The organism is Fibrobacter sp. (genome assembly GCF_045112255.1).
In the GTDB taxonomy this organism is placed as follows: Bacteria; Fibrobacterota; Fibrobacteria; order Fibrobacterales; family Fibrobacteraceae; genus Fibrobacter.
In genome coordinates this window covers 101,131-127,142 of sequence record NZ_JBGUHR010000137.1, presented here as the reverse complement: position 1 = coordinate 127,142, position 26,012 = coordinate 101,131, and the positions used below count along the sequence as shown (strand labels likewise).

At 50.0% G+C, this 26,012-nt stretch carries 18 protein-coding genes and 1 pseudogene; 10 read left to right on the top strand and 9 right to left on the bottom strand.

The window, feature by feature from the left end:
* Positions 1-27 precede the first annotated feature (27 nt).
* From fmt to ACJMM9_RS18060, 4 genes are read left to right on the top strand one after another with little or no spacing between them, the layout of a single operon-like run.
* Positions 28-951, top strand: coding sequence for a methionyl-tRNA formyltransferase (gene fmt, locus ACJMM9_RS18075; protein ID WP_405330181.1), 924 nt, complete (start codon positions 28-30; stop codon positions 949-951).
* Positions 945-2,243, top strand: a complete 1,299-nt coding sequence (locus tag ACJMM9_RS18070) for a transcription antitermination factor NusB (RefSeq protein WP_405330178.1) — start codon at positions 945-947, stop codon at positions 2,241-2,243. Before fmt ends, ACJMM9_RS18070 begins: the two co-directional genes overlap by 7 nt.
* Positions 2,240-2,842 carry a hypothetical protein gene (locus ACJMM9_RS18065; RefSeq protein ID WP_405330175.1) on the top strand — a complete coding sequence of 201 codons (603 nt, stop codon included), beginning with the start codon at positions 2,240-2,242 and terminating at the stop codon, positions 2,840-2,842. Before ACJMM9_RS18070 ends, ACJMM9_RS18065 begins: the two co-directional genes overlap by 4 nt.
* Positions 2,842-4,551 carry a hypothetical protein gene (locus ACJMM9_RS18060; protein WP_405330172.1) on the top strand — a complete coding sequence of 570 codons (1,710 nt, stop codon included), beginning with the start codon at positions 2,842-2,844 and terminating at the stop codon, positions 4,549-4,551. The genes ACJMM9_RS18065 and ACJMM9_RS18060 overlap by 1 nt, the downstream gene beginning before the upstream one ends.
* Here ACJMM9_RS18060 and ACJMM9_RS18055 read toward each other — a convergent pair.
* From ACJMM9_RS18055 to aroE, 7 genes are all read right to left on the bottom strand, one after another.
* Positions 4,548-5,759 (bottom strand): A/G-specific adenine glycosylase, encoded by a 1,212-nt coding sequence (locus ACJMM9_RS18055; RefSeq protein ID WP_405330169.1) that lies wholly within the window; start codon positions 5,757-5,759, stop codon positions 4,548-4,550. The genes ACJMM9_RS18060 and ACJMM9_RS18055 overlap by 4 nt on opposite strands.
* Positions 5,760-5,816: 57 nt before the next feature.
* Positions 5,817-7,247 (bottom strand): glycosyltransferase, encoded by a 1,431-nt coding sequence (locus ACJMM9_RS18050; protein WP_405330166.1) that lies wholly within the window; start codon positions 7,245-7,247, stop codon positions 5,817-5,819.
* Complete coding sequence (gene hisA / locus ACJMM9_RS18045; RefSeq protein ID WP_405330163.1) at positions 7,210-7,992, bottom strand: phosphoribosylformimino-5-aminoimidazole carboxamide ribotide isomerase; 783 nt, start codon at positions 7,990-7,992, stop codon at positions 7,210-7,212. The genes ACJMM9_RS18050 and hisA overlap by 38 nt, the downstream gene beginning before the upstream one ends.
* Positions 7,992-9,041, bottom strand: a complete 1,050-nt coding sequence (locus ACJMM9_RS18040; RefSeq protein ID WP_405330160.1) for a hypothetical protein — start codon at positions 9,039-9,041, stop codon at positions 7,992-7,994. The genes hisA and ACJMM9_RS18040 overlap by 1 nt, the downstream gene beginning before the upstream one ends.
* 101 nt (positions 9,042-9,142) lie before the next feature.
* Positions 9,143-10,126, bottom strand: coding sequence for a GDP-mannose 4,6-dehydratase (locus ACJMM9_RS18035; protein WP_014546883.1), 984 nt, complete (start codon positions 10,124-10,126; stop codon positions 9,143-9,145).
* Positions 10,127-11,749 carry a 3-dehydroquinate synthase gene (gene aroB, locus ACJMM9_RS18030; protein WP_405330156.1) on the bottom strand — a complete coding sequence of 541 codons (1,623 nt, stop codon included), beginning with the start codon at positions 11,747-11,749 and terminating at the stop codon, positions 10,127-10,129.
* Between the two features lies 1 nt (position 11,750).
* Complete coding sequence (aroE, locus tag ACJMM9_RS18025; RefSeq protein WP_405330154.1) at positions 11,751-12,650, bottom strand: shikimate dehydrogenase; 900 nt, start codon at positions 12,648-12,650, stop codon at positions 11,751-11,753.
* 279 nt (positions 12,651-12,929) lie between these two features.
* Between aroE and der the strand changes: the two genes are divergently transcribed.
* The 4 genes from der to ACJMM9_RS18005 all read left to right on the top strand — a co-directional run bounded on the left by der (position 12,930) and on the right by ACJMM9_RS18005 (position 18,554).
* The gene (der, locus tag ACJMM9_RS18020) at positions 12,930-14,357 is read left to right on the top strand and encodes a ribosome biogenesis GTPase Der (RefSeq protein ID WP_085490876.1); all 1,428 of its coding nucleotides are present in this window, start codon (positions 12,930-12,932) and stop codon (positions 14,355-14,357) included.
* Entirely contained in the window at positions 14,305-14,931 is a 627-nt protein-coding gene (gene plsY, locus ACJMM9_RS18015; protein WP_405330151.1) for a glycerol-3-phosphate 1-O-acyltransferase PlsY, read from the top strand. Before der ends, plsY begins: the two co-directional genes overlap by 53 nt.
* Before the next feature lie 235 nt (positions 14,932-15,166).
* Positions 15,167-16,198 (top strand): NAD(P)H-dependent glycerol-3-phosphate dehydrogenase, encoded by a 1,032-nt coding sequence (locus ACJMM9_RS18010; RefSeq protein WP_088630681.1) that lies wholly within the window; start codon positions 15,167-15,169, stop codon positions 16,196-16,198.
* A 430-nt stretch (positions 16,199-16,628) separates the two neighbouring features.
* On the top strand, positions 16,629-18,554 hold the full coding sequence (locus tag ACJMM9_RS18005) for an FISUMP domain-containing protein (protein WP_405330147.1): 1,926 nt from the start codon (positions 16,629-16,631) through the stop codon (positions 18,552-18,554).
* Positions 18,555-18,782: 228 nt separating this feature from the next.
* On the opposite strand, the gene ACJMM9_RS18000 is transcribed toward ACJMM9_RS18005, so the two are convergent.
* Both ACJMM9_RS18000 and ACJMM9_RS17995 read right to left on the bottom strand, forming a co-directional pair.
* Entirely contained in the window at positions 18,783-20,903 is a 2,121-nt protein-coding gene (locus ACJMM9_RS18000) for a glycosyl hydrolase (protein ID WP_405330144.1), read from the bottom strand.
* Positions 20,904-21,161: 258 nt separating this feature from the next.
* Positions 21,162-22,334 (bottom strand): sugar transferase, encoded by a 1,173-nt coding sequence (locus ACJMM9_RS17995; RefSeq protein ID WP_088639174.1) that lies wholly within the window; start codon positions 22,332-22,334, stop codon positions 21,162-21,164.
* Between the two features lie 283 nt (positions 22,335-22,617).
* Here ACJMM9_RS17995 and ACJMM9_RS17990 point away from each other — a divergent pair.
* Both ACJMM9_RS17990 and ACJMM9_RS17985 read left to right on the top strand, forming a co-directional pair.
* Positions 22,618-24,669: pseudogene (locus tag ACJMM9_RS17990) on the top strand (TIGR02171 family lipoprotein); the annotation flags it as partial.
* 44 nt (positions 24,670-24,713) lie between these two features.
* Positions 24,714-26,003, top strand: a complete 1,290-nt coding sequence (locus ACJMM9_RS17985) for a homoserine dehydrogenase (protein WP_073423289.1) — start codon at positions 24,714-24,716, stop codon at positions 26,001-26,003.
* Positions 26,004-26,012 lie beyond the last annotated feature (9 nt).

The following is a 26,012-nucleotide window of genomic DNA, read 5'->3' as shown; positions in this document are numbered from 1 at the left end:
CTCCTCTCAATAGCTATATTTTGCGGTATGAAAATTGTATTTATGGGAACGCCCGCGTTTGCGGCTCAATTCTTGGAGCACCTCGTTGCTTCCGATAACGAAGTTTTAGCTGTTGTCACACAGCCCGATCGCCCGGCAGGCCGTGGCCGTGTGCTCACGCCGCCGCCTGTGAAAGAGGCTGCGCTCAAGCACAATTTGCCGGTCTTGCAGCCGACGGACTTGAAGTCTCCTGAATTCGAAGCGGACCTCCGCAAGTACGATGCCGACCTCTATGTCGTTGTGGCGTATTCCATCTTGCCCAAGAACATTTTGGGCATCACGAAGTTTGGTGCCGTGAACGTTCACGGAAGTTTATTGCCGAAGTACCGCGGTGCCGCTCCGGTGCAACGAGCCATTGCCGATGGCCTCAAGGAAACAGGCGTGACCGTTTTCCGCCTGGACGAAAAGATGGACCACGGTCCTATTCTTGCACAGCGCACGGTTGTGATTGACCATCAGGATACGACCGCAAGCTTGCTCGACAAGATGGTCGCTCCGGGTTGCGATGCCTTGGACGATGCCTTGAACCAGCTCAAGAACGGTTGCGAAAAGGATTTGTCGCAAGACCACGCTCAGGCAAGTGGCGCTCCGAAAATCAAGAAAGAAGAAGGTTTGATCGACTTCAATTTGCCGGCACGTACGATTCACGATCGCATCCGTGCGTTCAATCCGTGGCCGGGTGGATATGGAAAGCTCGGTGGCCGCATGGTGTACTTGCGCCAGACGGACACTCCCGAAAACGGTCCGAAGCTTGCTCCAGGCGTTGTCGAATTCAAGGATAATCGACTCTTTGTCGGCACTGGCGAAGGCGCTCTCGAAGTGATTGAAATTCAGGCTGAAGGCAAAAAGCCGATGCCTGTGGCTGACTTTATGCGTGGCATTCAAAAGCGCGAGGGACTTCAATTTTGCTAACGGAACGTGAAGAAGCCTTTCGAGTCCTTTTGCTTTGGCAAAAAGATGGCTCGTTCATCAAGGAAAGTGGACTTTCTCCATTTGCGATGGAACTTGCACTAGGCGTTTGCCGCAGACACTTGTATCTCGAATATTTCGTCAAGTCGCTCACGAAAAAATTGCCATCGCTTGAAGCTCGCGTGATTCTTGAAATGGGCCTCTTCCAGATGTTCTTCATGGACGTGCCGGATTACGCAGCCATCAACGATAGCGTGGAACTTGCGAAGTCTGCAAATCTTGGCGAGAGTACTGCACGGCTTGTGAACGCGGTGCTTCGCACTGCTCGCCGTCAAGGCGAGCCTGCGCTTCCACCGCAGCGCGTTCGCCGCGTAAGCGTCGAGAATTCTGTGCCCGAATGGCTTGTGCGTCGTTGGTTTGACGTGTACGGAGGCGACCGCGCCGAAGCCTTGGCGAAGGCGACACTGGAGCGCCCGACCGAATGGATCCGCGTGAACTTGCAAAAGACGAGCGCTCCGGTGCTTGCCGAAAAAATCGGCATTACGGGCGCCTCGATTCTCTACGACCGCTTTATTGAAATCCCGCGCGACGTAGGCGTGAAGCTCCTGCTTGCGCTTCCTGAATTTGTGAAGGGTGAATTCTCGTTCCAGAATCCTTCTGCATATGAGGTCGTGAAACTTCTTGACTTGAAGCCTGGTTTGAAAGTCTGGGACGCTTGCGCCGCCCCCGGCGGCAAGACCGCTCTCATGGCAGAAATGGATAGCTCGCTCGAAATCCTCGCGAGCGATTCGTCCGCCTCGCGCCTCGAAAAAATGCGGGACCTGATGAACCGCCTCGGCCTTACAAACATCAAGACCGAAGTCATCGACCTCGCCCCAGCCCAAGATTCCGCAGAATCCCGAATGGCAACAACATCTCGTTCTGCATCAAATTCTTCATTCCGAACTCCGAATTCTGAATTGCGTTTCGACCGTATCCTCTTGGACGTTCCCTGCAGCAATATGGGCGTGATCGCTCGCCGTCCGGAATCCGTCTATCGCATGACTCCGGAATCCATCAACGAAGTTGCTGAATTGCAATTCAGGATTCTCGAAAATGCATCGACAGCACTTGCTCCTGGCGGGCGCCTCGTGTATGCCACATGCAGCCCCGACCCGACGGAAACGACGCGCGTCATCGCCCGATTCGTTAAGGCTCATCCCGAATTCGTAAAAGTTGGCGAGCCTGTCTTGCCGGGCCTCAAGGATTCCCGCCTCGACGGCTTTTTCGCACAAGCTTTGGAATACAAAAAATGAAAAAACTCATTACGATTCTAGCTATAAGCCTGGTATCGCTTTTGCATGCTGAAGATCCGCTAGCGTTTAGAAACGACTCTGCGGCGGTTGCAAACGATATCTCGTTCTCACATTTGTCCGTTTTCCTTGAAGGTGGCGAAATCTACCCGATGGGAGACCTGATGGATGCTGTCGAAAACGCTTTGTATGGTGGCGTTGGCGTTCGCTACACTTACTGGGAAAATGTAGATGGAATCGTTATGTTCCAGTACACATATTTCAAGCCGATGACCGACATTTATTATGATGGCGTTCACCAGTTTATGGGACGCGTTGGTCTAGAGTGGAAATGGCCTCTCATTCAACCCGTTGCGCTGGGTGCCGGCTTTACATGTTCCTGGACTCGAGCCGATGCTGAAGAACACCTTTATTCAGCTTATGGTGGAACATTGACGGATAACGAAACCGAATTTGGCTGGTATGCAAGAATTAGCTTGCCTGTAATCAAACGTGAAAAGTTCAGTGTTGGCTTCCATGTGGCTTGGGAACAGCTTTGGACTCTTCCTAAACGCTCTAATATGTTGTCTGCGGGAGTAACTCTCGAAAGGAGTATTTGGTAATGAACTCCTTTGTCAAAAAATTTGTTTCTGCTTTGGCAATTTCTGCAAGTTTTGCCTTTGCTTCTGTTGATGCCGAAATGGAAGGTATGGACGTTGTCTCCCGTGACGACGGTACTTTCTTGATCGCTTCTCCGACATTCTATTTTGATCGTGCTTTGGGCGCTGGCGGTATCCATTCCGAAAGCGAATTGTGGACGCCGCGTAAGTTGCGCTATCGTCAGCTTTTTAATCGTTTGTCTGTGCTGCCTAGCTGGGATCCCATTGAAACTCCTTCGGTGTGGATGAAAACGGGAAATGAATTGGGCGATTTGATTTATCAGGACTTTATCACGGATCCAAGTGAACGTCCTGTGAATAGAACTCCAATCCTGGAAGTGGGGGCTAGATCTCCTGAATATCGCGGATTCTGGGCAACATTTCGCTTGTTCCAGGATGACCATTACTGTTATTCGTCATCTTATTCCTACCGGAAAAATTTAGTTGATAGCAAATTCTCGTTCTTTGGTGAAAACTGGCCGATGTTCAGTTCTGCTTATGGCGGACTTGGATTTACTAACGATTTTATAAATGCATCTATTCTTGCGGGAAAGGAATATGTATGGATCTTTTCCGAAAGTTCGAGATGGATTCCGGTGGAGTATTCGCCTCGAATCGAAGCCCGTGCGGATTTCTGGAATTTTTCTACGACATTAGTTTTTGAAAACGCAAACTATCAGGATAAACGAAAAAAGGAAACTGGCGAACGTAAAGAAGTAAATGGTTCCATAGTTTATAGCTGTGGTGAAAATTGCAAACGCGGGATGCTCCAGCTTTCTGCGGGGCTTGCTTTCCGCTTTGTTGGCGATGAAGGTACAGTCTATACAGGGCTTGATGAAGATCGCGTCTTGTGGCCTTTCCTTGAAATGAGTATTCGCCCTACGAATGAACTCCGATTCGATGCAATGTTTGGCGTGAATAATAGGGATTGGCTTATTCAGGATAGTATTGAATACCAGATCCCTGCTTTTGAACGGTTAAATGTTTCTATTGGCGCTAAAAATATTGCAGGAACTCGTCTGAATCCAATTGCTGATACGTATGAGTATTTTGATGACGATACGATTTCGCTTGCTGCAGATGGCCGTATGAATTTAATGCAAGGTTACGTTCGCTTTGAAGATTCACTAACGAATTTTCTTGTCTTTGGTGCTCGTGGCAGTTTCTGGGCTGAATATGGTGCCGAAACTTTTAAAACAGAAAAATTTGTTAAGGATAAAATCTACACGTTCCGTCATGGCGATGTTGACCGCATCAATTCCTGGATCAAGGGCGTTACGGGTGAATTTTGGTTAAAGCTCCGGTATGGGGAATTGTTTAACTTTACGGCGCTTACAGGCTTTGAACGCATTGATGGAGATGAAAAACGCTTTGAAGTGAATCCGTCAGAATTCTTTGTTTCGTTTAATGCCGACTGGATCATCAAAAAATCTTTCCGTATATCCCATTCCTTGCGCTATCGAAGTGATGCCGAATGGAACCTGCGTTACAAGGATCCATACATAGTAAAGGGTGACTGGTTCTGGGATGCTACTTTTGAGCAAAGGTTCCCGAAGTGGGGCATTTCTCTGACTGGAACCATTATCCAAGCTCTTGGCAAGGAAGTGGTGGAGGCTCCAAACGGTGAATATAGCCGAGTGCGCTTCTTTTGCACGGCTAAAAAGGCGTTCTAGAGCACCTTCTTTAACGCTTTTAAGCTAAAGCTATTCGCGAAAGTCTCAAGGGCTTTCGCTTTTTCTATCCATTCAAATGCGGATTGCTTGTCGCTATTTGTAATTTGCTTTGGCAATTGCGCGACATTTGCTTTTTTGGAAAGTCGCACGTGCAGCACATCGCATTCGATTTTATGCACCGTGATGCTATGGCGAAATGTTCCGCAGTGCTCAACGGATTTGACTTCATCGGCGTTAATGTAATCTTCCGCTTGGGCTGGGAGTCCAGCGGTCGCATGGCGAGAACTTTCAAAATGCGGGAGTGCAAGCTGCTTGTCCAGGAATTTTTGCCCGCCATTCACTGCAAGAATCTTGTTGTCCGTGCTTTCGACTACAAGCACTGTTCCGTGCCAGCTTTTTTCGGTGCGTTTCTTTGTAGGGGGAAACTCTGCGGTACGGCCATTCAGAAACGCACGGCATTCTTTATGGAGCGGGCATGTTTCGCAAAGCGGTGATTTCGTCTTGCAGACCGTTCGTCCAAGCTCCATCAGCGCTTCGTTGTGCATGTACGCTTTCGGAGAATCAGCCACATCCCGCGCATATTCCCAATAAATCTCGCTTGCGCTCACGTCATGGCGAGCCTCCTGCAAGGAGGCGTGGCAATCTGTTGTAGCTCTTTTATCAGTCGGCAAAAAATCAAGTTCGTACAATCGACTAAAAATCCTGACCAGATTCCCGTCCAAAATCGCTTCTCGTTGATGGTAGGCGAGGCTTAAAATTGCCCCTGCCGTGTACGCTCCGATTCCTGGCAGTGCTTCCAGTTCCTTGCGCGTCTCCGGCATCTTGCATATTTTTGTCAGTCTCGACCGAACATCGCCATTTGATGTCTTCCTCGAAGCGGAGCGAAGGGGATCCATACAATCCGCCTCGCATACAATTTTCGCTGTCTTTAAAATGTTCCTGGCGCGGCTGTAATACCCAAGCCCTTGCCAGTAATTGAACACTTCGGCTTCTTCGGCCTTGGCGAGCGTTTCCACATCCGGGAAGCGTTTCATCCATCGCGTAAAATAATCTTTGACTGTCGAAACCTGCGTCTGCTGCAACATCGTCTCGCTAATCCATACGGCATACGGATCGCGCATAGCATCTAAGTCCGCAGGTCTCCACGGCAATTCCGCCGCATTCGCCCTGAACCACTCGCGCAAACGTTTCAACGAATCTGGAGTCATTAGTTGTTTGTCTTTCGTCTCTCGTCTGTAGGCGCTTTGCGCCGTTCTCTCGTCTAACTAAATCCCGTACGTTTCCCGCTTGAGCTTCCTAAAGAATTCGAACTGCGTCTTGGTCGAGCTTGCAAGCGTGTAGCGTTCGCTGCGCTTGTGGCTGTCAATGCGCATCTGTTCGTAAACTTCCGGTTTTTCGAGCTTGATGGTTCGGCATTCTTCGAGCGTATCCATCCATTTTGCTTCGTCAATCGGCAAAATGCGTCCGCAGCTGTCGTCCTGCACAATGTCGTGCGGGCCACCGTAATTGCTTACGATCGCGGGTGTACCTGTGGACATCGCTTCTACGACAACGTTTCCGAATGTGTCCGTCGTGCTCGGGAACAAGAAGAAGTCCGCATTCGCATAAAGGCTTGCGAGCATCTCGCCGCCCTGTTCGCCTGCAAAGCAAACGCTCGGGTTGTCCTTGAACTGCTTCTTGATTTCTTCAAGATACCAGCCGTAGCCCACGTACATGAGTTCCACATCGTCGTGCTTGGCCGAGAACTTGCTCCACACGGAATTCAAAAATTCCAGATTCTTTTCTTTGGAAATTCTACCGATAAACGCAAATCGCACGGGTCTATTGGCGCGTTCGCTACCGAATTTTTCCCACGCTCCGTTTCCGCGCAGTGATGGCGAAAAACGCTCTAGCGGAAGTCCACGGGGGAGAATCTGCACCTGGTTTGCCGGGACCTTCAAGTCCTTTTGCAAAATATTTGCATAGTCATCGCACGGGCTAATGACCGGTCGCGCCATCCAGTAGAAAATGCGCATGAGCCAAAGTACGTATGTGTGCATCCACTTCGCCTTTACAAGCGTCTTTGCGTAAGTGGGAACATCGGTGCGGTAATGGCTAAAGACCTTGATGCCGGCAAGCCATCCGCAAAGGCAGATGACCCATGCGCCAGGGCTCGGCGTTTCAAGCTCGATCATGTCGATGGGGTAGCGCTTGAGCAATCGCAGTGCCGGCGAAACGCGCGGAAGCGCAAGTTCGCTGTTGGCGTAGCCGAGCTGTTCCATGCTGAACAAGCGCGGCAACAAAATGCAATAGCTGTTTTCCACGACTCCGCACGGGCGCGTGTTGAACGCACTTCCGGCGAGGTAAGCTTTCATGCCGTGAGTGCGCATGTATGGGATTACGTTTCTCAGGTTGTTTGCAATGCCGTTCGTCTCATCCAGATTGTCCGAATAGAACAGAATGCGCACGTCGTCTGGGTCTCTTTTCTTGCGTTCTTTTTTCAAATAAAAACGCAATTTCAAGAGCTTCGGCAAGTTCAAAATCGGGGTGAGGGCAACAAGCGGCGGAATCCAGCAAGTGCGGATATTTCCGGGCGGCCTGTGGTCAAATGAGAACATCTTGCGGAAGGTGCTTGTGACCTTGCGTCCAAAAATAGCCGGGCGTGAATCGAGCTTGTCGCTAGCCTTGAGCTTTGTTGAACTTGACGCAGTCGTCATACTTCACTCCTTTGCCACCGAACAAGTCTAATGCACTACCAATGGTAAGGTTTACCTTGCCGTTCGAAATTTCTTTGCAATGAATCAAGTCTTCAAGCGACTTGGCGCCACCGGCGTATGTTACAGGAATCGGGCTGTTTTTTGCAAGGAAGAAAATGAGTTCGTCGTCCATGCCCTGCTGCTTGCCTTCGACATCTGCTGCGTGAATCAAAAATTCATCGCAGTACTGGGCGAGGTCTTCGAGCGTCTCCTTTGTAATTTCAATATCGATAATCGTCTGCCAGCGGTTTGTCGCAATTTTCCATTGCGGTTTGCCATCGACGATGCCCGTGCGTTTGCAGCTCAGGTCCAGAACCAAATGCTCCTTGCCGACTGCATTCACGAGTTCTTCCAAGCGCGAACGGTCGAGTTTTCCTTCCGGGAATATCCAGCTCGTCACAATCACGTGCGATGCGCCCGCGTCAATATATTCCTTAGCGTTCTGGGCGTTGATGCCACCACCAACTTGCATGCCCCCTGGATACGCCGAAAGCGCGTCCTTTGCCGCGCTCTCGTTTCCCTTGCCAAGCATGATCACGTGCCCGCCTTTGATGCCGTCTCTTTTGTAGAGTTCGGCGAACCATGCGGATGACCTGTCTGTTTCAAAATTTGTCTTGAGTCCCGCTCCGCTATCGGAGAGTGAACTGCCGACGATCTGCTTTACCTTGCCATCGTGCAAGTCAATGCACGGCCTAAATTTCGTCATTAGTCCTTGACCCCTGTAATAGCCCAGTCGATATTCTTGCCGAGACCGTTCTTGCTTCTGCCGCGGTAGAACAGCACTTCGCCGCCTGCGGCAATCTTCATGGCCTTCTTTGCAAACCAGCCGTCAATCTTGTCCAAAAGCGATGCCTTCTGCAAGACCTTGTTCACGGGGAACACCATTGCTGGGACGCCGTTCTTCCATTCAAAGGAGAGCGTGGTCTTCGGGAACTTCTTGCCGTTGTAATCGGAACCGCCTTCCTTGACCTTTGTCGGGATGGCAACCTTCATGCCCTGCGGACCGTTGTAAAGTGCGTAACCCATAATCTGCCCATCTGTTGTGAGCGTGATGCGGCCGGCATGCATCGGTGATTTGTCGCTTGTGCTAAAGTTGATGGTGCGCGAAGCAAGTTCGGTTGCTTGTGCGGTTTGCCAAGTCTGGTCCATGTAGGCGTAGCCCTTGACTGTCAAAGTATCTTCGTTATAGGCGATCTTGCCTGTTACGCGACCGTAAGGAATATGAATGTACTGGGCAAACTTTTCCTTGCCGAATGTCCAGGTGCCGTTCCCGGGAACCATGCCTTGGACGGCGCTTTCGAAAGTCACGTCGAGGAGGAACTTTCCGCCTTTGTCGGCGCTGTAAAGTACGCGGTGGCCCTTGCCCGGCTTATTCTGGAGCATGTATTCGCCCTTGATGTCAATCGTTGCCTTCTCCTTGCTTGCGACAAGGCGTTCAGGCGGGTACTGGCGACCGACAGAATAAGTTTTACCATTGAAGTTCCAGAAGCTGAGATCGCAGCCAATTTTGCGGCCCGAACCCGGCACGTGAAGCACGGAATAGTTCACAAAGGCGCGAGTGCCGTTGTCGAACACGAACTGGTAACTCCAAGTTTCGTTGAATTCCTTGGTGAGAGCCTTGTGCGGCATAAAATCGCTTACAGTGAGGGCTCTGTCGTCACCCTGTGGTCCTGTAACTTCTGCGGCATGTGCGGTCGCAGAAATAGCAAACAGGGTGCAAATCCCCAGAACAATATTTTTTATTTGTAATCTCATATTCAAAAAATAAAAAAAAGCTGTTCCAGAGGAACAGCCTTGTTCTAGAAATTCGCTGAATGGCGGTTATCGCGGAATGAACTGCCGATAAACGGAATAAGTTACAGTCGCAGGTCGCGTCCCATGCCCATCTTGAGTTCCACGCGGCGGCGGACGACCATTTCGTTGAACAGGTCCGAGAGGCAGTCTTCCATGCAAATCATGGGCTTCCAGCCGAGATTCATGATCTTGGTGGGGTCGCCAATCAAGAGCGGAATGTCGTTGCAGCGGTCGTAACCCGGGTCAAATCTGAAGTCTACGCTCACGCCGGAGATGTCCACGAGCATTTCCACGAGTTCGCGGAACGTATAGGACTTTCCGCAGCAGATGTTGAACGCTTCGCCAGATTCGGCGGTGTTCAAAATCTGGATGGCGGCGCGTGCCACGTCACGCACGTCAACTACGTCACGGCTCACATCGAGGCTTCCCGAATAAATGACCGGCTCTGCGCCGTAATACTTTATCTTCACCAGCTGGTAAGCGATGGAAGGGATTACAAAGCGGCGGCTGTGATGCGGGCCTGTAAAGTGGAACGGACGGGCAAATACGATATGGAGTCCGTTTGCGTTGCGGAACTGGTTCCCGAGAATTTCCATGCATGCCTTGGATGTGGCATACGGGGTGAGCGGGTTAGGAGGGTCTGTTTCCTTGTGCAAGTAAGTCAATTGCTGTTCCGTTCTGCCGTAGATTTCGCTACTGCTGAGAAGCAAGACTTTTGCTTTCGGCACAACCTGTCGCACCGCTTCGAGAAGCGTCTGCGTACCCAACAAGTTGATGTTGAGCGTTTCGTAAGGCTTCTTGTAGCTAAGCCCCACAGAAGACTGGCTTGCTAAATGGTAAATGTGCGTCGGGGAAACCTTCTGAATCATTTCCAGCACATTTCTGAAGTCCAGCAAATCACCGGTCAGGTACTGTACTCCTTCGACCTTTTGCCACGGCTGCGGAAGTTCGTCACTGAAGCTGTACAGCTCGTGATTGGTGCCGCTTAAGTTAGATAGAATACTGTACCCAAGTGATCCCGTTCCCCCGGTAACCAATATGCTCATCTAAACCTCACTCGCCTGGATGGCTTTCCAGGCTTCTGCAATAATACCCTTATCAATATTACAAACTTTTTCGACCTTTCCAATCTTTGTAGGCAAAATATAAACTCTAGTGCCCTTTTCGGCCTTCTTGTCGACTGCCATTGCAGCCCATGCCGCTTCGACATCCGTGTTGTACGTCTTCGGGAATCCGAGATCGTCGAGCAGCTTGTTTTGACGCTGTTCGTCTTCTTTCGTGAGCTTTCCGAGAAGCACTGCGGCGCGAGCGGCCACTCGCATGCCCAAGGAAACGGCGATACCGTGGCTGTAAAGCTCGTAGTGCGTGAGCTTTTCAATCGCATGCCCGAACGTGTGGCCGTAATTGAGGATGGCGCGGAGACCTGCTTCCTTTTCGTCGATGCCGACCACTTCGGCCTTGATTTGGCAGCTGCGGAAAATCATGTGCTTCAGCACGTCAAAGTCATGAGCCTTGATCTTTTCGACGTTGTTTTCAAGGTAGGTGAAGAACTCTTCATCGTAAATGACGCCGTACTTGACAATTTCGGCAAGACCCGCAAGGTATTCGGTTGGGGGGAGTGTGTTTAGCACTGAAATGTCGCAGACAACCGCTTTCGGCTGGTAGAATGCGCCAATCATGTTCTTGCCTTCGGCATGGTTCACGGCGACCTTGCCGCCAACGGAACTGTCGACCATCGACAGAAGCGTTGTCGGGAACTGCACAAACGGAATGCCGCGCTGGTAGGTGGCGGCTCCAAAGCCAGCCATGTCACCTACGACGCCACCGCTAAACTGCAAAAGGCAGCTCTTGCGGGTGTAACCGCGGTGCAGCATAAAGCTGTAAAGCTGGTTCAAGTTGTGGAGCGTCTTGTGGCCTTCTCCTGCCTGGAACTTGAAAATCGGGCAACGGCCTGCCTGGCCGCGGAGTTCCGAAAGCTTCGTGTTCTGTTCCTTGGCAATTGTCGTGTCCGTGCAAATCAAGAATTCGTATGTCGGTGCAAGGCGCAAGCCTTCAAGCATAATTGCTGCATCCGGCACGATGTTCTTGCCGATGAAAATCGGGTAGCGGCCGCCTTCGCTTGGGTGCACGTCAAGTGCGTGGCTTTCCCAGAACTTGAGCATGTGCATGATGCGCTCCGTGACGTGCGTTTCGGAATAGTCATTCGAGCTTTCGACGCTAAAGTCCGCATTGGCGTAATTCTTTTCGCGGTCTTTCAGCATCTGCTTGATCTTTTCGAGGCGTTCTTCGTCCGAGAGGTTCGCAAGGAGCGGGCGAGTGTTCTTGCGGCCGATGCGTTCCGAAAGTACTTCGGGTTTTGCCCACAGGCGGATGATCGTTCCGTTTTCGCGGATGACTTTCAAGTTTTCGGCCTGCGTGAGTGCTCCACCGCCAAGAGAAACGACGAGCGGCTTTTCGCATTGTGCAATTTCGGCAATTACGTCGCGTTCCATCTTGCGGAAAGCGGCTTCGCCTTCTTGTTCGAAAATTTCGTTGATGGACTTGCCGGCACGTTCTACTATGACGTTGTCTGTATCGACAAACGGGCGTCCGAGGCGGTCTGCAAGGGCGCGACCCGTGCGGCTCTTGCCGCTGGCCATGAATCCGGTAAAGTATAGATGCTTTTTCATTTTAGCCCTGCATTCCTTTGCGCATAATCGCAGTAAGTTCTTCGTTTGTTTTGTTTTCGGTTTCCTTCGGGAACCACTTTTTAAAGCTTTCGAGGCCCTGGTGTACGAGCATGCCTTCGCCCGTCACGATCTTGCAGCCCTTAGCTTCTGCCATCTGCAATAGCTTGGTGTGTGGTGGCGTGTAGACGATGTCGCAGACGACCTGACCTTTGTGCAGACATTCATCTGTAATGGGGGATGCGTCGATGTTTGGGCTCATGCCGACTGAAGTCGCATTGATGATAATGTCGAAGTTTGCAGAAATACCTGCAAATTCGGCGAAAATGGCGACTTCTACTTTGGGAGCCTTGTTGGTGAAAACCTGATTTAACCCATCTGCGAGAGCTTCACCCTTGTCGCGGCTACGGCATACAATTGTGAGTTCGTTGTGCTGCTCGACGAGCGTGTAGGCAATAGCCTTTGCGGCCCCGCCGTTTCCGAGCAGTGCAATTTTTTTGTTCGATGGATCGACCTCATTCTCTTCGAGATTTCGTACGCAACCGTATGGGTCCGTCGTCGTTCCGCAAAGCGTTCCGCCGATAATCCCGTCTTTCCAGTATAGCGTGTTCACGCTGCCGGTGAACTTCGAAATTTCCGAAAGTTCATCCACCAGGCGGGCCGTTCCGTCTGCATTGAAGAATTCCGTCTTATAGGGGATGGTGACGTTTGCACCGTGGAACTTCATCGCCTTGAAGCCTTGAATCGCCTGGGCGAAATTTTCCGGTTCGGGTGCGTAGGGGAGATAAGCCGCATTGATGCCAAGGGCGTCAAAAAGGGCATTGTGCATAGCGGGCGATTTGCTGTGAGCAACCGGATGCCCAAAAATGCAAAGAGTTTCCGTCTTTCCGTTTATGGAAGCCAAAGTAACCTCGTATGTCCTTCCCACCTGTGGGGAAAAACTCTAAATAATACAGTACAAAGATATATTATTCTAGATAAAAAATTATGCAATAAGAAATTAACAGAGGTTAGTAGACAGTAGGAAGTGCCATTCCCGCTAGAACTTGTCATGCCCGCCTCCGAGCGGGCATCTCCTTCTTTATTGCAATGATTTTGAAAGCTTTCGTCTTTCGTCTGTAGCCGCATAGCGGCGTTCTCTCGTCTAAACACCCCCTAGACATAATTTCTATATTTGTGCCCAATGAAATTACCTATCGTTTGCATAATTGGACGTCCGAACGTCGGAAAGTCCTCCCTCTTCAACCGCATTCTTGGCCGCCGTGCCGCTGTGGTGAGCGACCGCGATGGTGTTACTCGCGACCGTCATTACCAGAATGCGATTTACAAGGGTCACGAATTTACAGTCGTCGATACGGGTGGATTCTTGCCCGATGATTCTATCGACGTCTTGGCGGACAGCGTCCGCACCCAGATTTTCAACGCCGTGAACGAAGCCGACCTCGTGCTCTTCATGGTCGATATCCGCGTGGGCATTACCAAGCTCGACCAGCAGTTTGCTCGCCTCATCCGCAAGCTCGACAAGAAGGTCATCCTCGTCGCAAACAAGAGCGAATTGCAGGGCGACCGTCAGGAAAGCTACGAATTCCTCAAGCTCGGCTTTGGCCAGCCGCGTACAGTCAGTGCCTTGACCGGCTACGCTTGCCTCTCGCTCTTGGACGAAGTGGTCTCCGTGCTCCCGACTCCAGTGCGTGGCGAACGCCGCGAAGAACGCCCGGTGCGTTTTGCCATTCTCGGCCGCCCGAACGCAGGCAAGAGTACGCTCCTCAACCGCCTGTTGAACGAAGACCGCGCTGTGGTCTCCGACATCCCGGGTACGACCCGTGATTCCATCGACTGTGACTTTGTCGTTGACGGACAAAAGTTCGTGGTTACCGATACCGCAGGCCTTCGCAAAAAGGCTCGCGTCGAAGACGAAGTGGAAGTCTTCAGCAACATGCGTACGCTCGAAAGCATCCGCCGTTCAGACCTCTCTGTGCTCGTTGTCGATTGCACACGCGGCATGGAAATCCAGGACTACCGCATCATCACGGAAATCCGCAAGGCAGGCAAGGGCCTCGTTGTCGTGCTGAACAAGTGGGACATCCTCCCGAACAAGAACGACAAGTCGTTTGACCACATGGTCAAGGAACTTCTCGAACGCGAACCGATGCTTGAATTTGTTCCGATTCTCTCGATCAGCGCCAAGGAAGGCCAGCGCGTTGGCCGTGTGATTCAGGCTATCCAGACCGTCTATGCCAACTGCCGCCGTGTGCTTGGCCGTGACCGCGTTGCCGAAAGCTTTGCAAACTTTTTGCAAGAGAAGGCTCCTCCGAGCCACAACGGCCGTGTCGTCATGCTTACCCGCGCCTGCCAGATCATGGTGGAACCGCCGGTCATCGACATCGAAACCCGTACGCCGGAACTTGTCGACGAATCGTACAAGCGCTACTTGCTCAAAAAGTTTTATGATGAATTCCAGTTGCAGGGCGCTCCGCTCCGCCTGAATTTCGATAGAAAGTTAACCCTCAGAAAGGATGAAGAACTTGAACAGTTTACTGAGTCTTCCAATAGCGTACTTGCTGGGGTCGATCCCCAGCGCCATATGGATCGCAAAACTCGCGAAAGGTAAGAATTTTGATATTCGTGATTACGGCTCCAAGAATGCGGGCCTCACGAATACATTCCGTGTGCTCGGCTGGAAGCCTGCTCTCCCGGTCGTGTTCATGGACCTTTTGAAGGGCTTTTTTGGACCGTTTATCGCCCAGAAAATGTGCGAAGCACAGGTTGCTGCTGGCGGTGCCGATTATAGCGCTTGGGTGCCGCTCGTTGCTGGCCTCCTCGTGATTCTCGGCCACAGCTTCACCTGCTTTGCTGGTTTCCGCGGTGGTAAGGGCGTACTCGCCGCACTTGGCGTGTTCCTTGCAATTTCTCCCTTGACAGTCCTTTGCGCATTTGCCCTCTGGATTATCCTCACGGTCACTACGAAATACGTCTCTGTCGGTAGCATCTTCGGGTGCGGGCTTCTCGGTGCACTTTCCGTGTTTGGCTATGTTTGCCCGGAATACTACTTCGAAAGCATCAACCTTGGCCAGATGATTCTCGCTGTGATTGTCGCCGTGTTCGTCATCGTGAAGCACAAGTCGAACATCAAGCGCCTCCTCAACGGCACCGAGAACGGCTTCGGCAGTAAGCGTAAGAAGTAGACAGTAGGAAGTAGGCGGTAGGAAGAGAAACCTTCGCGCTCGTCACCCCGGATTTATTCCGGGGTCGCCTTACACGGTTCCGAAGGCGTTTTTTAAGCCTTGATTAGCCTCTTCTTGCAGAATTATATAGATTATAGCGAAAAGGTCGCATTAAAAGCCCAAAGCGTTGCGTGCTCAAACCTCAAAGGGAGCCGTAGGCGACCGTGCTCATAGCTTTTAATAAGGAAACGATATTATGAAAGTTACAGTTTTAGGTACCGGTGGCTGGGGCCTTACCCTCGGTCAAGTTGTTTACGAAAACAAGAACGAACTCACTTTTTGGACCAATTCCCAAGCAGAAGTAGACCTTCTCTCCACCGAACACCAGTACAAGGATAAGCTCCCTGGCGTTATTTTCCCGGCTGATTTTAAGTACACGACTGACATGCATGCGGCCCTTGAAGGCTGTGACATGGTTCTTATCGTTGTTCCGTCGCAGTTTATGGCTGGCGTTGCCGCAAATCTTGGCTCCTGGACCCCTGCAAAGGGCAAAGAACCGATTGTCGTCTGTGCGACAAAGGGCATTCTCGAAGGCACGGACCAGCTCATGAGCGAAGTCATCCTCGAAAAGGTGCCTTGGCTTACCGAAGATAAGATGGTCGCCTTTAGCGGTCCGTCTCACGCTGAAGAAGTGAGCCGCCACGTGCTCACAGCCATTGTTGCTGCTTGCGTGAACGAAGACTCTGCAAAGATTGTGCAGAAGGCCATGAGCTGCTCTTATCTCCGCGTCTATACTTCGACTGACATCGTTGGTGTGGAACTCTGCGGTTCCGTGAAGAACGTGATTGCAATTGCTTCCGGTGTGCTTTATGGCCTCGAAGCGAGCGGCAAGTTCAAGATCGGTGACAATACCCGCGCTGCAATCCTCACGCGTGGCCAGGCCGAAATGTGCCGCTTGGGCAAGGCTCTTGGTGCAAAGCCCGAAACGTTTGCGGGACTTGCCGGTATGGGCGACCTCATCGTGACTTGCCTTTCCCAGCACAGCCGTAACCGTTACGTGGGCGAACACATTGGTAAGGGCGAAACGCTCGACCAGGTGCTTGCTGGCATGAAGATGATTGCCGAAGGTGTGCCGACTTGCCGCAGCACTCGCGCTCTCGCCAAGAAGCTCGGCGTAGAAATGCCGATCGTCGAAGCCGTTTATCAGATGTTGTTCGAAAACCGCAAGGTCGAAGACGTGGTCAAGGAAATCTGGGGCCGCGAACTCAAGGCTGAAAACTGGGCTTAGTTAATACAAACTAACAATTTATGATTCCCGCGATCGTTGATTCGACCGCGGGACTTTTTTATCTCGTCATCCTGAGGACTAAAAGCCCAAAGGATCTAGTTATTTCTCGAAAAAAACAGAAAAAACATGAAAAACACGAATGTAAACTAAAATTTACTATAAGTTTTCTGAATTTCTTTTCTGCTCTCTTGTCTTAAATTGCTAAAAATCAAAAATGGCGAAATCACTCAAAATTCGCCAAAAATTCATAAAAGTTTGCTTTTAAATCAAATAGTATTTTCGTAAGAAAATATACGTAATTTTGAAAGCTTATTCCAAGTAGGAATAGCTTTTTGTAAGTTTTTGTTTGCACTTTTTGTAAAAAATATGTAAGATTTGTGTTGTGAAGATGATTCACAAAGATTGGAGAAAATTAACAAGGGAGCATATTATGCAAAACAAAATCCTTGGAGTTGCGGGCTGTGCCGCTCTCATGCTTGGACTCGCCGCTTGTTCTGGTGAAGACGGCGTCAACGGTGTAAACGGTCTTAATGGTAAAAATGGTGCCGATGGTAAAAACGGTACAAGCTGCGAAGTTAAGGCCCTGAAAAATGGTTCCGGTTATAAGGTGCTTTGCGCAGGGGACTCTGTAGGCGTCTTGAAAAACGGTAAAGATGGTGCCACTGGTAAGGATGGTAAAACCGGTTCAAGCTGTACCACCAAGGAACGTTCAGACAAAACTGGTTTCGACGTGTATTGCGGCGACAAGTCTGTTGGTTCGTTGCTTAACGGCAAGGCTGGTGAATCCTGTACGGTAAATCGTTCTGATTTAGGTGCCGTCGTCAAGTGCGGTAATCAGGAAGCAACCCTCCTTGATGGTAAGAGCTGCACGGCTTCAACCACTTCTAAGAATGGCCGAGAAGGTATCGTCGTGACATGCGACGGTGAAGTTGTCGGTACTGTCTGGAATGGTGAAACTGGTACAGGCTGCTCTGCTACACCTGCGAAATTGGGTGATAAGACCGGTTTCACGCTGTATTGCGGCGATGAAGCTGTCGGAACCGTGTGGAACGGTACTGAGGGTACAAGCTGCACTAGCACGGAAAAGGCTAATGGCAAGATTGAGGTGAAGTGCGGTGATGCATCTGCAGTAACCATTTACAAGGCCATGTGCGGTGACGATTCCTATGATCCTGCCGAACAGTTCTGCGTCCTTGGCAAGCTCTATGACAAGTGCGATGGCAAGACCTTCGTTGTGAATAGAGAATACTGCAATGATAATGTTGTTGCCCCATTGTGTTCTGAAGTTAAGTTGAAAAAAGATGGAAGCTATGAAGTGGTCGCCAATCGTGCAACTAAGGCGGATGAATTCTGCTTGGCAGGCATCATTACGAAAAAGTGCGGTGGTGAGGAGTTCTCCATGAACCAGTACTGCGACAAGAAGCATGATGGTGTAACGGACTCTATCAAGGACTACTGTAAGTATGCCGATGATGAAAAACTTGAAACTGCATATAATAAAATCGGTAAAAGTCTATTCCCTGAAGAAGAAGAGGAAGATGTCGAAGCAGCTTCTTCTAGCTCAAGCTTCTTTGGCGGCTTGATTGGGGAAAAACTCGACGATTTTACATCGGAACAGTTGGCATCGTTCTACGAAGCTCTTGAAGGGCTGAAGACCACCTGTGGTGTTGAATCCGATCCTGAATTGTGCGGTGGGGTTGCCTATAATCCAGAAAAGAAGTTCTGCGATATTCGTGACAATCATCTCTATGCGTTTAAGGAAATTAACGGGGTGACCTGGTTTACTGAAAACCTTGCCTTCAAATATAAGTTGCCGAAGAAGGTGTATGAAATTGACAAAGAAACGGGCGATACTTTAAGTACTTCTCTTGATGTTAAAGGCGGTGTGCTGCATTACGAGGACGACCCCTTTGAAAACTTCGAGGCTGCTGAAGGTCGCTACTATACCTGGAACTCTGCAATGGGTATCGGCGATATGAGAAGTGACGTTGTTCTTGATGAAACTAGCCTTAAGGATAAAGACAAGGTTGTGGGTGCATGCCCGGCTGGCTGGAGATTGCCGACTAAGGCTGAACTCGAAGATCTTAGCGATTTTGCTAACGATGTGGCCGAGGGTGGCTTTGCAGACCTTGATAATACTGAAAAGGTTCTTAACTTCAATGTTGACTTCTTGGGATACTATAATATCAGCGAAAAGAAGTCCATGGGTACTGAAGCTAACTTCTGGTCTAGCGATGCTGCTGATTCGGATGAACAGGCTTGGGGCTTGGTTATCGTAGACAATGATAATAGCTCTGTTGAAACTTCCAACAAGGCCTATGCATATACAATCCGTTGCGTCAAGGGTGCGATCTAGCTTTGCTGCAACAAATAAAATAAATATCACATAATACAGCTCCAAGGCACCTGGCTCTCCTCCAGGTGCCTTTTTGTATAAAAAAACACCGGCTAGGCCGGTGGTTCTAAAGAAGTCTTTGGGCGGTGCTGAAAACAATAAATCCTTTGATTACTATTGAAATGCGGTCTGCCAACTGCATAACAATAAAATCAAAGGATTTAAGATGAATAATTCTGTGCTATGTCTTTAGTTCTTCACGACGCGCTGTGCGTTGTATTTAGTCTTCAAAATGTAGGCGCCTTGATGAAGTTTCGGCTTGATAGTTCCGTTGTCATTAAGGGCTTCGCTCTTGAGTCCCTTCCATACAAGGTTTCCGTTCAGGTCGAAAATCATGGCTTCGCCGTTGCTTCTGTCAGCAAAGTTTGTTCTGATGTTCTTGATAGAAGATGTTCCGCAGCCTTTTGCGACAATCTTTGCAATGTAAATGCCTGCATTGTCGCTGTTGAACGAAAGCTGGGTTGAACCAAACGGGGCGCCTGTAGAGTCAATTTCGTTGTCAAGCGGGACAGAAACTTCGGCCCAAGAACCAGCGGGGGCTGTGTTGCCGTACTGGTAGTTTTGCCATGTGCTGCCGCCTGCGCCGCCGATATTTACGGAAGCGTCTTCAGTATCGATGCTGCGCATGGTGAATACAAGTTCTTTGCACTTGGTCAGCGGATCCTTTACGGCTGCTGCATCTGGGATTGTAAAGAGAGCATGTTGGTAGCCACAGTCATCCTGAGCACAATTGGCGAGCGGAACCTTCACGTACTTGGAAACGCCATCGAGAGCCGTTGTTTCAAATGTGACGGCGTCGAGGGTCTTGTCGCTTGTCCAGCCTGTGGCGGAAGATTCGTTTGCATAGTTGACAATGACGAGAGAATCACCGATTTGCTTTGAAGGATCGATGTAAGGGTCTTCAATGGGGGAGTCTTCGCACTGGAGCGCAGCAGTGTTGCTCGTTGTGAACACGATCGTCGTAATGGACTTTGCCGGGGCGTCGATGATGGTTCCTGCGGTAATGGCCTTGCTCTTGTCGCCGCTTTCAACGGACTGGACTGCAGATACCGGAGTGTAGCCATTGACAGAAATGTTCAAGTTCTGTGCGGTACCCTTGTTGATGGCGATAACAGAGATGGAGTCGCAGTCGGCACTACGGAAGGCTACAGCGTAGAGGTCGCTTCCGTCGCTTGTTGTGCTAACGACGCGCCAACCCGGGTTTACGAACTTGGAGTAGTGGCGCATGGCGTGGTATTCGGGGTTGATGTAGAGCTTTGCTTCGGTACAGCTGCTCCAGCCATTGCCCGGGCATACGCCGATGAGCTGGCCGTTTTGTTCGCCCCAGAAAAGTTCCCAGGCGATGTAGGCGTTGAGCTTGCCGCTTGTAAAGCCGACCTGCATGATGTGTGCAAGGCCGAGCATGTCCTGTTCGCGTACGGCACTTTCCATCGTGCAGAATTCCGTCATGATGATTGGCTTTGCATCGCTGCCATAGTTCTTGCCGATGGCGGTCATCGCTTTGCGGAAGTTTTCCGGATTCAGGTAGTTCGTGCCGGAATTGTCGTTGCCATCGCCTGCATGGTACAGGTGGTAGGCGTAGCCGTCGAGATTGTTGTTGTCGAGAGCCTTTGCGTATTTTTCAAAGTTGTTGTAGCCAATGCCAAGCGGTTCTGGTCCGAGAATTTTCGGCGGATTGGCGAGCGAACTCACGGAATCGCGCACAGCCTGGAGGGCCTGCTTGTAACCTGCGATTTCACTTGTTTCGGTGGGTTCGAACAGAGTTTCTTCGTACGTCGCTTCCATATCGGGTTCGTTTTGGAGGCTGATGTAGTCCGGGATGATTCCCATCTGTTCATAGGACTGCAAGGAGGTCTTCCACCAGTGGGCAAATTCGCTATAGACGTACTTGCCATAAGGGTCGTTGCTTGAGGTCTTGAGCGATTTGTCGCTCTTGGAATGACCGTCCGAACCGTTCACACTGCCACTTGGCTTGAGACGGCCTGGTGCTGACCAGCTGGACATTTCGATTTTGAGGTGGTTGCCGAGGCGTTGCTTGCCGGCTTTGACTATGGCTGCATCGGCTGCAATGCTTGTTGTGTCTTCCTGTTTCCAGTTGCCGATGCGGAGCAGCGAAAGGTTGAGTCCTGTAAATGCTGTGTCGTAGAAGTCCTTTTGCAATGAAGAACTCATTGCTGTAATCCAGCTCTGGTAATAGGCGGCACCGGCGCCAAATCCGACCACCTTTTGAGCCGTAGTGGCTGGGTCAACTGAAATTGTTGCGGCGAATGCACTTGAAGCGAGCAATGCCGTGGTAATGATTTTTTTCATAAACGCTCCTTATATCACACCAAGATATACCATACACCGGGAGAGAAAGATACTAAAAGTAGCAAGGAGTTTCAAGAATTTTAAAGCTTAGGATTTAGACGAAATGTGATCCTGACCACGTAAGGATCAGGATCCAGTAAAATTATTTACTAGAAGTAACTGGATGCTTCGTTTTTCGAACTCAGCATGACGAGTCTGAATGGAGCATTTCACTAAGGAATCTGAAAAAATTCCTAATTCCTAATTCCTAATTCCGAATTAATACGCCCCGTCGCCTTTGAACACGACCTTGAATGTCTTGAGGATGAGCTTGAAGTCGTCCCCGAGCTTGCCGTCGCGGCGGATATAGTCGTTGTCGAGACGCATCTGCCCTTCGAACGGGATGTTGCTGCGACCGCTGACCTGCCAGATGCAGGTGAGGCCCGGTGTCACGGAGAGACGCATGCGGTGCCACGGTTCGTATTCGGCCACTTCGGAGGGAATTGGCGGGCGCGGTCCGACAATGGACATATCGCCTTTAAGGATATTGATGAGCTGCGGCAGTTCGTCGAGACTGAACTTGCGGAGAATATGGCCAAACGGATAAATACGCGGGTCGTTCTTCATCTTGAAGGTCTTGCCGCCTGTTTCGTTCATGGCCATGAGTTCTTTTTTGCGTTCTTCTGCATCGGCGTACATGCTACGGAACTTGTACATTGTAAACAGTGTACCGTTTTTGCCGACTCGTGTCTGCTTGAAGATGATCGGACCCTTAGGATCGCTGATTTTTACGGCGAGTGCGCAGAACAAAAGGAGCGGGGAGAGCACAATCAGTGCTGCGGAAGTGCAGGTGATGTCTACGATCCTCTTGATGATGTGCCTAAAACGGATCTTGTGCGGGTGGACCCAGATGTCTGAAAGGTTTAATCTGTTGAGTGTGAAGAAGCTTCCGTTCGTGCTGTTGAATTCCTTCAGCTTGTCGTCCATTTCGAGGTTGTCCTTTTCCTGATAGCCGGTGTAAAGGTAAGCCTGGAAAATAGGGGCCTTTGGCTTGTGGCGGAGCGCCTGGATAAGCCCTGCATCGTTTAGCTTATGGAGGATTTCCTTGCGGATGCTTTCGAGCGTACTCATGTCGGAGTTCAGGAGGATAATGCCGATACCGCTGTTGTCGCTCAAGTAACCGAGGACGTCGATAAAGCGCAGATGCGAAAACATCGTGAGGACGCTGATTTTCCAGGTATTTTCGACAATTTTCGAAGGACGGCCCCAGCCGAGAACATCGAACTGGTGTGAATAAATCTTGATGAAAAGGAAAGGTTTTCGGGTGCGGTTCGCGCGCAAAAATTCTTCGTTCAGCCTAGCTTTGAAGAGCTTGGCTGGATACACAATGTTCTTTAACTTCTGTTCGTTAAGAATCGAACCAATTGCGGGATTGACGGTTTCCTGTTCCATGTGCCTAAATATATAAAAATGGGGATTGCTTTCAATAAGAGTGCTTTTTTAGGCGTTGTAAATCAATGTTTTCAAATTGAAAATTTTTTATTAGATTATTTCATAGAAGGTAGAAAATGAAAATTAGGCTTTTGGGGATGCTTTTTTTTGCGGCATCTTTTTTGGGGTGTCATTCGGAAGGGGGGAGTTCTCCAGGTGAGGATATTCCGTATTCGGTCATGCAGAGGCAAATGTTGCTTGTCGAGGGTTCCAAGGATACCATTGTATTGGGTACAAGTAAAAATCACCTGTCAGAAAAGTTTCATCGGCGCTGAAGCTTTGGGATTACACAAAGACTTCTAAGGTCAAGCTTGTCTTCAAAAACGAGGCTACTGGCAATCTCACCTATATAGATTATACAAAAGAAAACGATGTCGTGGAAATTGAGGATACGATTCCGGCTTATCATCCCGATATTTCTCCGGATGGGAAAAAAGTGGCTTTCTGTACGGGTATCGAAGGTGTTGATCGGACTTCCCGGCTTTATGTTCGAAACTTGGATTCAAAGGGGTCCGATCTTGTAAAACTTGATGTCAAAAGTGCGGCTATTCCTCGCTGGAGCGTACTGGCTAATGGCGATACGGTTATTACCTACGTGACCAAAGCAGGCGATAATTCAAACGATAAGAACTTCAAAAGTGCAAGTACATGGCAAGTGCCCTTTGCAAAAGGAAAGTTCGGAAAGCCGGTAAAGCTGTTCGACGGTTCGTTCCATGGCGGAATCAGTGAAGATGAGTCGCTTGCGGTTACAGGGGCGAAGGTTCTCCGTGCTCGCGTCCATAAAAAAGAGAAAACCTGGTACAATAAGGAGCAAGTGTGCAACGTATCGCTTGCGAGGGATTATAGTAAGCGTACGGCTTTTCTTGATTTTGGAGGTGAAACAGGCAAGGCTTTTGTTCACGAAAAATACAGAGTCCACGAGTATCTACTTGTTGCGGACAGCTCTGGCAAGCTAGTTCAAGGCGTGAGGGCGCCTGCGGGTTTTGTATTTGACCATTCCGAATGGGCTACGGGGTTTGTAAACCAGAACCTTGTGGCCACTCTTACGAATATAGATGGCGCTCACACGAAAATTGTCCTTGTCCACTTGGCGGATAGTTCTGTTACAAGTCTTGTTGAAGGTGAAGAATTATGGCATCCGTGCCTCTGGATCCAGGGGAAAACGAAGGCGCTTTCTAGTTCTAGTGTGTCTATCGGTCGTTCCGAGGTGTCGAGCAGTTCAGGTGATGTTTCCAGTAGCTCCAGAAAATCAAACAGCTCAGGAAAAGTTTCCAGCAGTTCCGCGAAATCGAGTTCTAGTAGCGTAAAATCAAGCAGCAGTGAAGGGACTGCTTTGAACTCTTCGAGTTCTCGCAATGACGAAAAAAGTTCTAGTAGTTCTTCGGAAAATCTGGTTGAAAAGTTTGTGCTGGATGAGGATAGCGCAGGATTTTATGTGAAGAACAATGAATTCCAGGAAGCGCATTGGAGTTACAAGATGGAACTTGTCTGGACCTATATGGATCAGGCCGATGTCGTTGTTTTTGGGTCTTCCAGGCCGCATCATGGTGTTATTCCAGCCTTGTTCAGTGATTAGTTCTTTGTGGTGTACCTGGCCAGTGCACATGGCAATCTTCACAGTTCACATTATATGGCGGTAAACTACGTGTTGCCCCATTATAAAAAGTTGAAGTACATTATCATAGAAATTGCACTTGATAGGCTGTGGCTCACAAAATTAAATAGTTTCTTTTATCTTAAAAGTCCGGAAATCAAGGGGTATGTTTACGATGCCAATCACGATTTCTGGAAGTCGGGCGTTCCCGAAGGTTTGTTGGAGCACACGCAGAATGTTCCTAAGGTCTCCTCGTATTCGGCCAACCTGACCGAGCGGGGTTATATGCCTTTAAGCGGATGTAGCAACTGGAGGTCGTCTGTTTACGCCGAAAGGGATGTAGCGTGGCTTGATACGGGGCGAGTGCGCCTTGAAGAGACCTTGGGGTACTTGACTGAAATTATCCTGTTGGCAAAGGCAAAAGGTATTAAGGTGGTCGGTGTAGAAATGCCGCTAAATCCCAATTACAAGAATGTTGATGCTTATGGAAAGTACGGGCTACGCAATAGCGATGCTCCAGAAATCATTGAACGTTTAAACGCGCTGACCCAGAAATACGACAATTTCACCTTCTTTGACCAGCATAAGATGGGGGAACACGATTATCTCAATGGCATGAACTACGATGATGACCACCTCTGTCGAGCTGGTGCTGAGCAAATGACCCACCGTCTGGATTCCCTGTTGAAAACATTGAAATGATTTTTCTACATTATAGCGCGTAAAATTTAAAATGGAGACGCTATATGTTGCGTATTGGTTTAATTGGCACGGGTACCGTTGGTGGTGGTGTCATTCAGATTCTTGAACAGAAGATTGCCGAATATAAGGAAAAGCTTGGCGTTGAACTGCAGCTTGCATGCATCTGCGCTAAGTCCGAAGAAGAAGTGGCCCCGTACAAGGCTAAGGGCTACAAGGTCTCGACCAATGCCGACGAAATGATTGCTGGCGACGATATCGACGTGCTCGTGGAACTCGCCGGTGGCTACAACATGCCGCGCAAGTGGATCCTCGCTGCTCTCGAAAGCGGCAAGCACGTGGTGACGGCTAACAAGGCTCTCCTCGCCAAGTATGGTCACGAAATTTTCCCGCTCGCCGCAAAGAAGGGCTTGCATGTCTTGTTCGAAGCTGCTGTTGGCGGTGGCATTCCTATCATCCGCAGCGTCCAGGAAGGCTTCGTTGGCTCTACGGTCGAAAGCCTGAGCTGCATCATTAATGGTACTTGCAACTACATCTTGAGCCGCATGGCCGAAGAAGGTCTCGACTTTGACGTCGTCCTGAAGGATGCCCAGAAGCTCGGCTTTGCCGAAGCAGACCCGACTTTCGATATTGAAGGTATCGACTCCGCCCACAAGACCGCCCTCCTCGCTAGCCTTTGCAGTGGCAAGCGCGTGGACTTCGAAAAGATCCACGTCACCGGTATTTCTAAGATTACCGCCCAGGATATCGCATTTGCCAAGGAACTTGGCTGCTGCGTGAAGCTCCTTGGTATCTACCACCGTGACGGCGACCGCGTGGACGCCCGTGTCCATCCGTGCTTCGTCCCGAACACGAACTTGCTTTCTAACGTGAACGGCGTCATCAACGCTGTTTACCTCAAGTGCGACAACCTCGGCGAAACGGTTCAGACCGGTGCCGGTGCTGGCCGCCTCCCGACCGCATCTGCAGTCGTGGCTGACCTCGTGTCCCTCGCCCGTTCTACCGACCAGGGCAGCCGCAAGGCACTCCCGATGGGCTGGTTCAACGTCGAAAACTCTGCAACGCTCGTTCCTATCTCCGAAACTAGCGCCCGCTACTACCTCCGCTTCACGTCCCGTGACGCTTGCGGTGTGCTCGCCAAGATTACGAAGATCCTTGCTGACAATAACATCTCTATCGAAACGATTATCCAGAAGAACGTGAACGACCCGGGCAAGGTGTCCATCGTCGTCATTACGGAAAAGACTCTCGATAGCAAGCTCTCCAAGGCTGTCGATGCTGTGAACTCTCTCTCCGAAATTGTTGAGAAGAGCCAGGTCATCCGCTTCCTCGCTTAATTAAAGGTC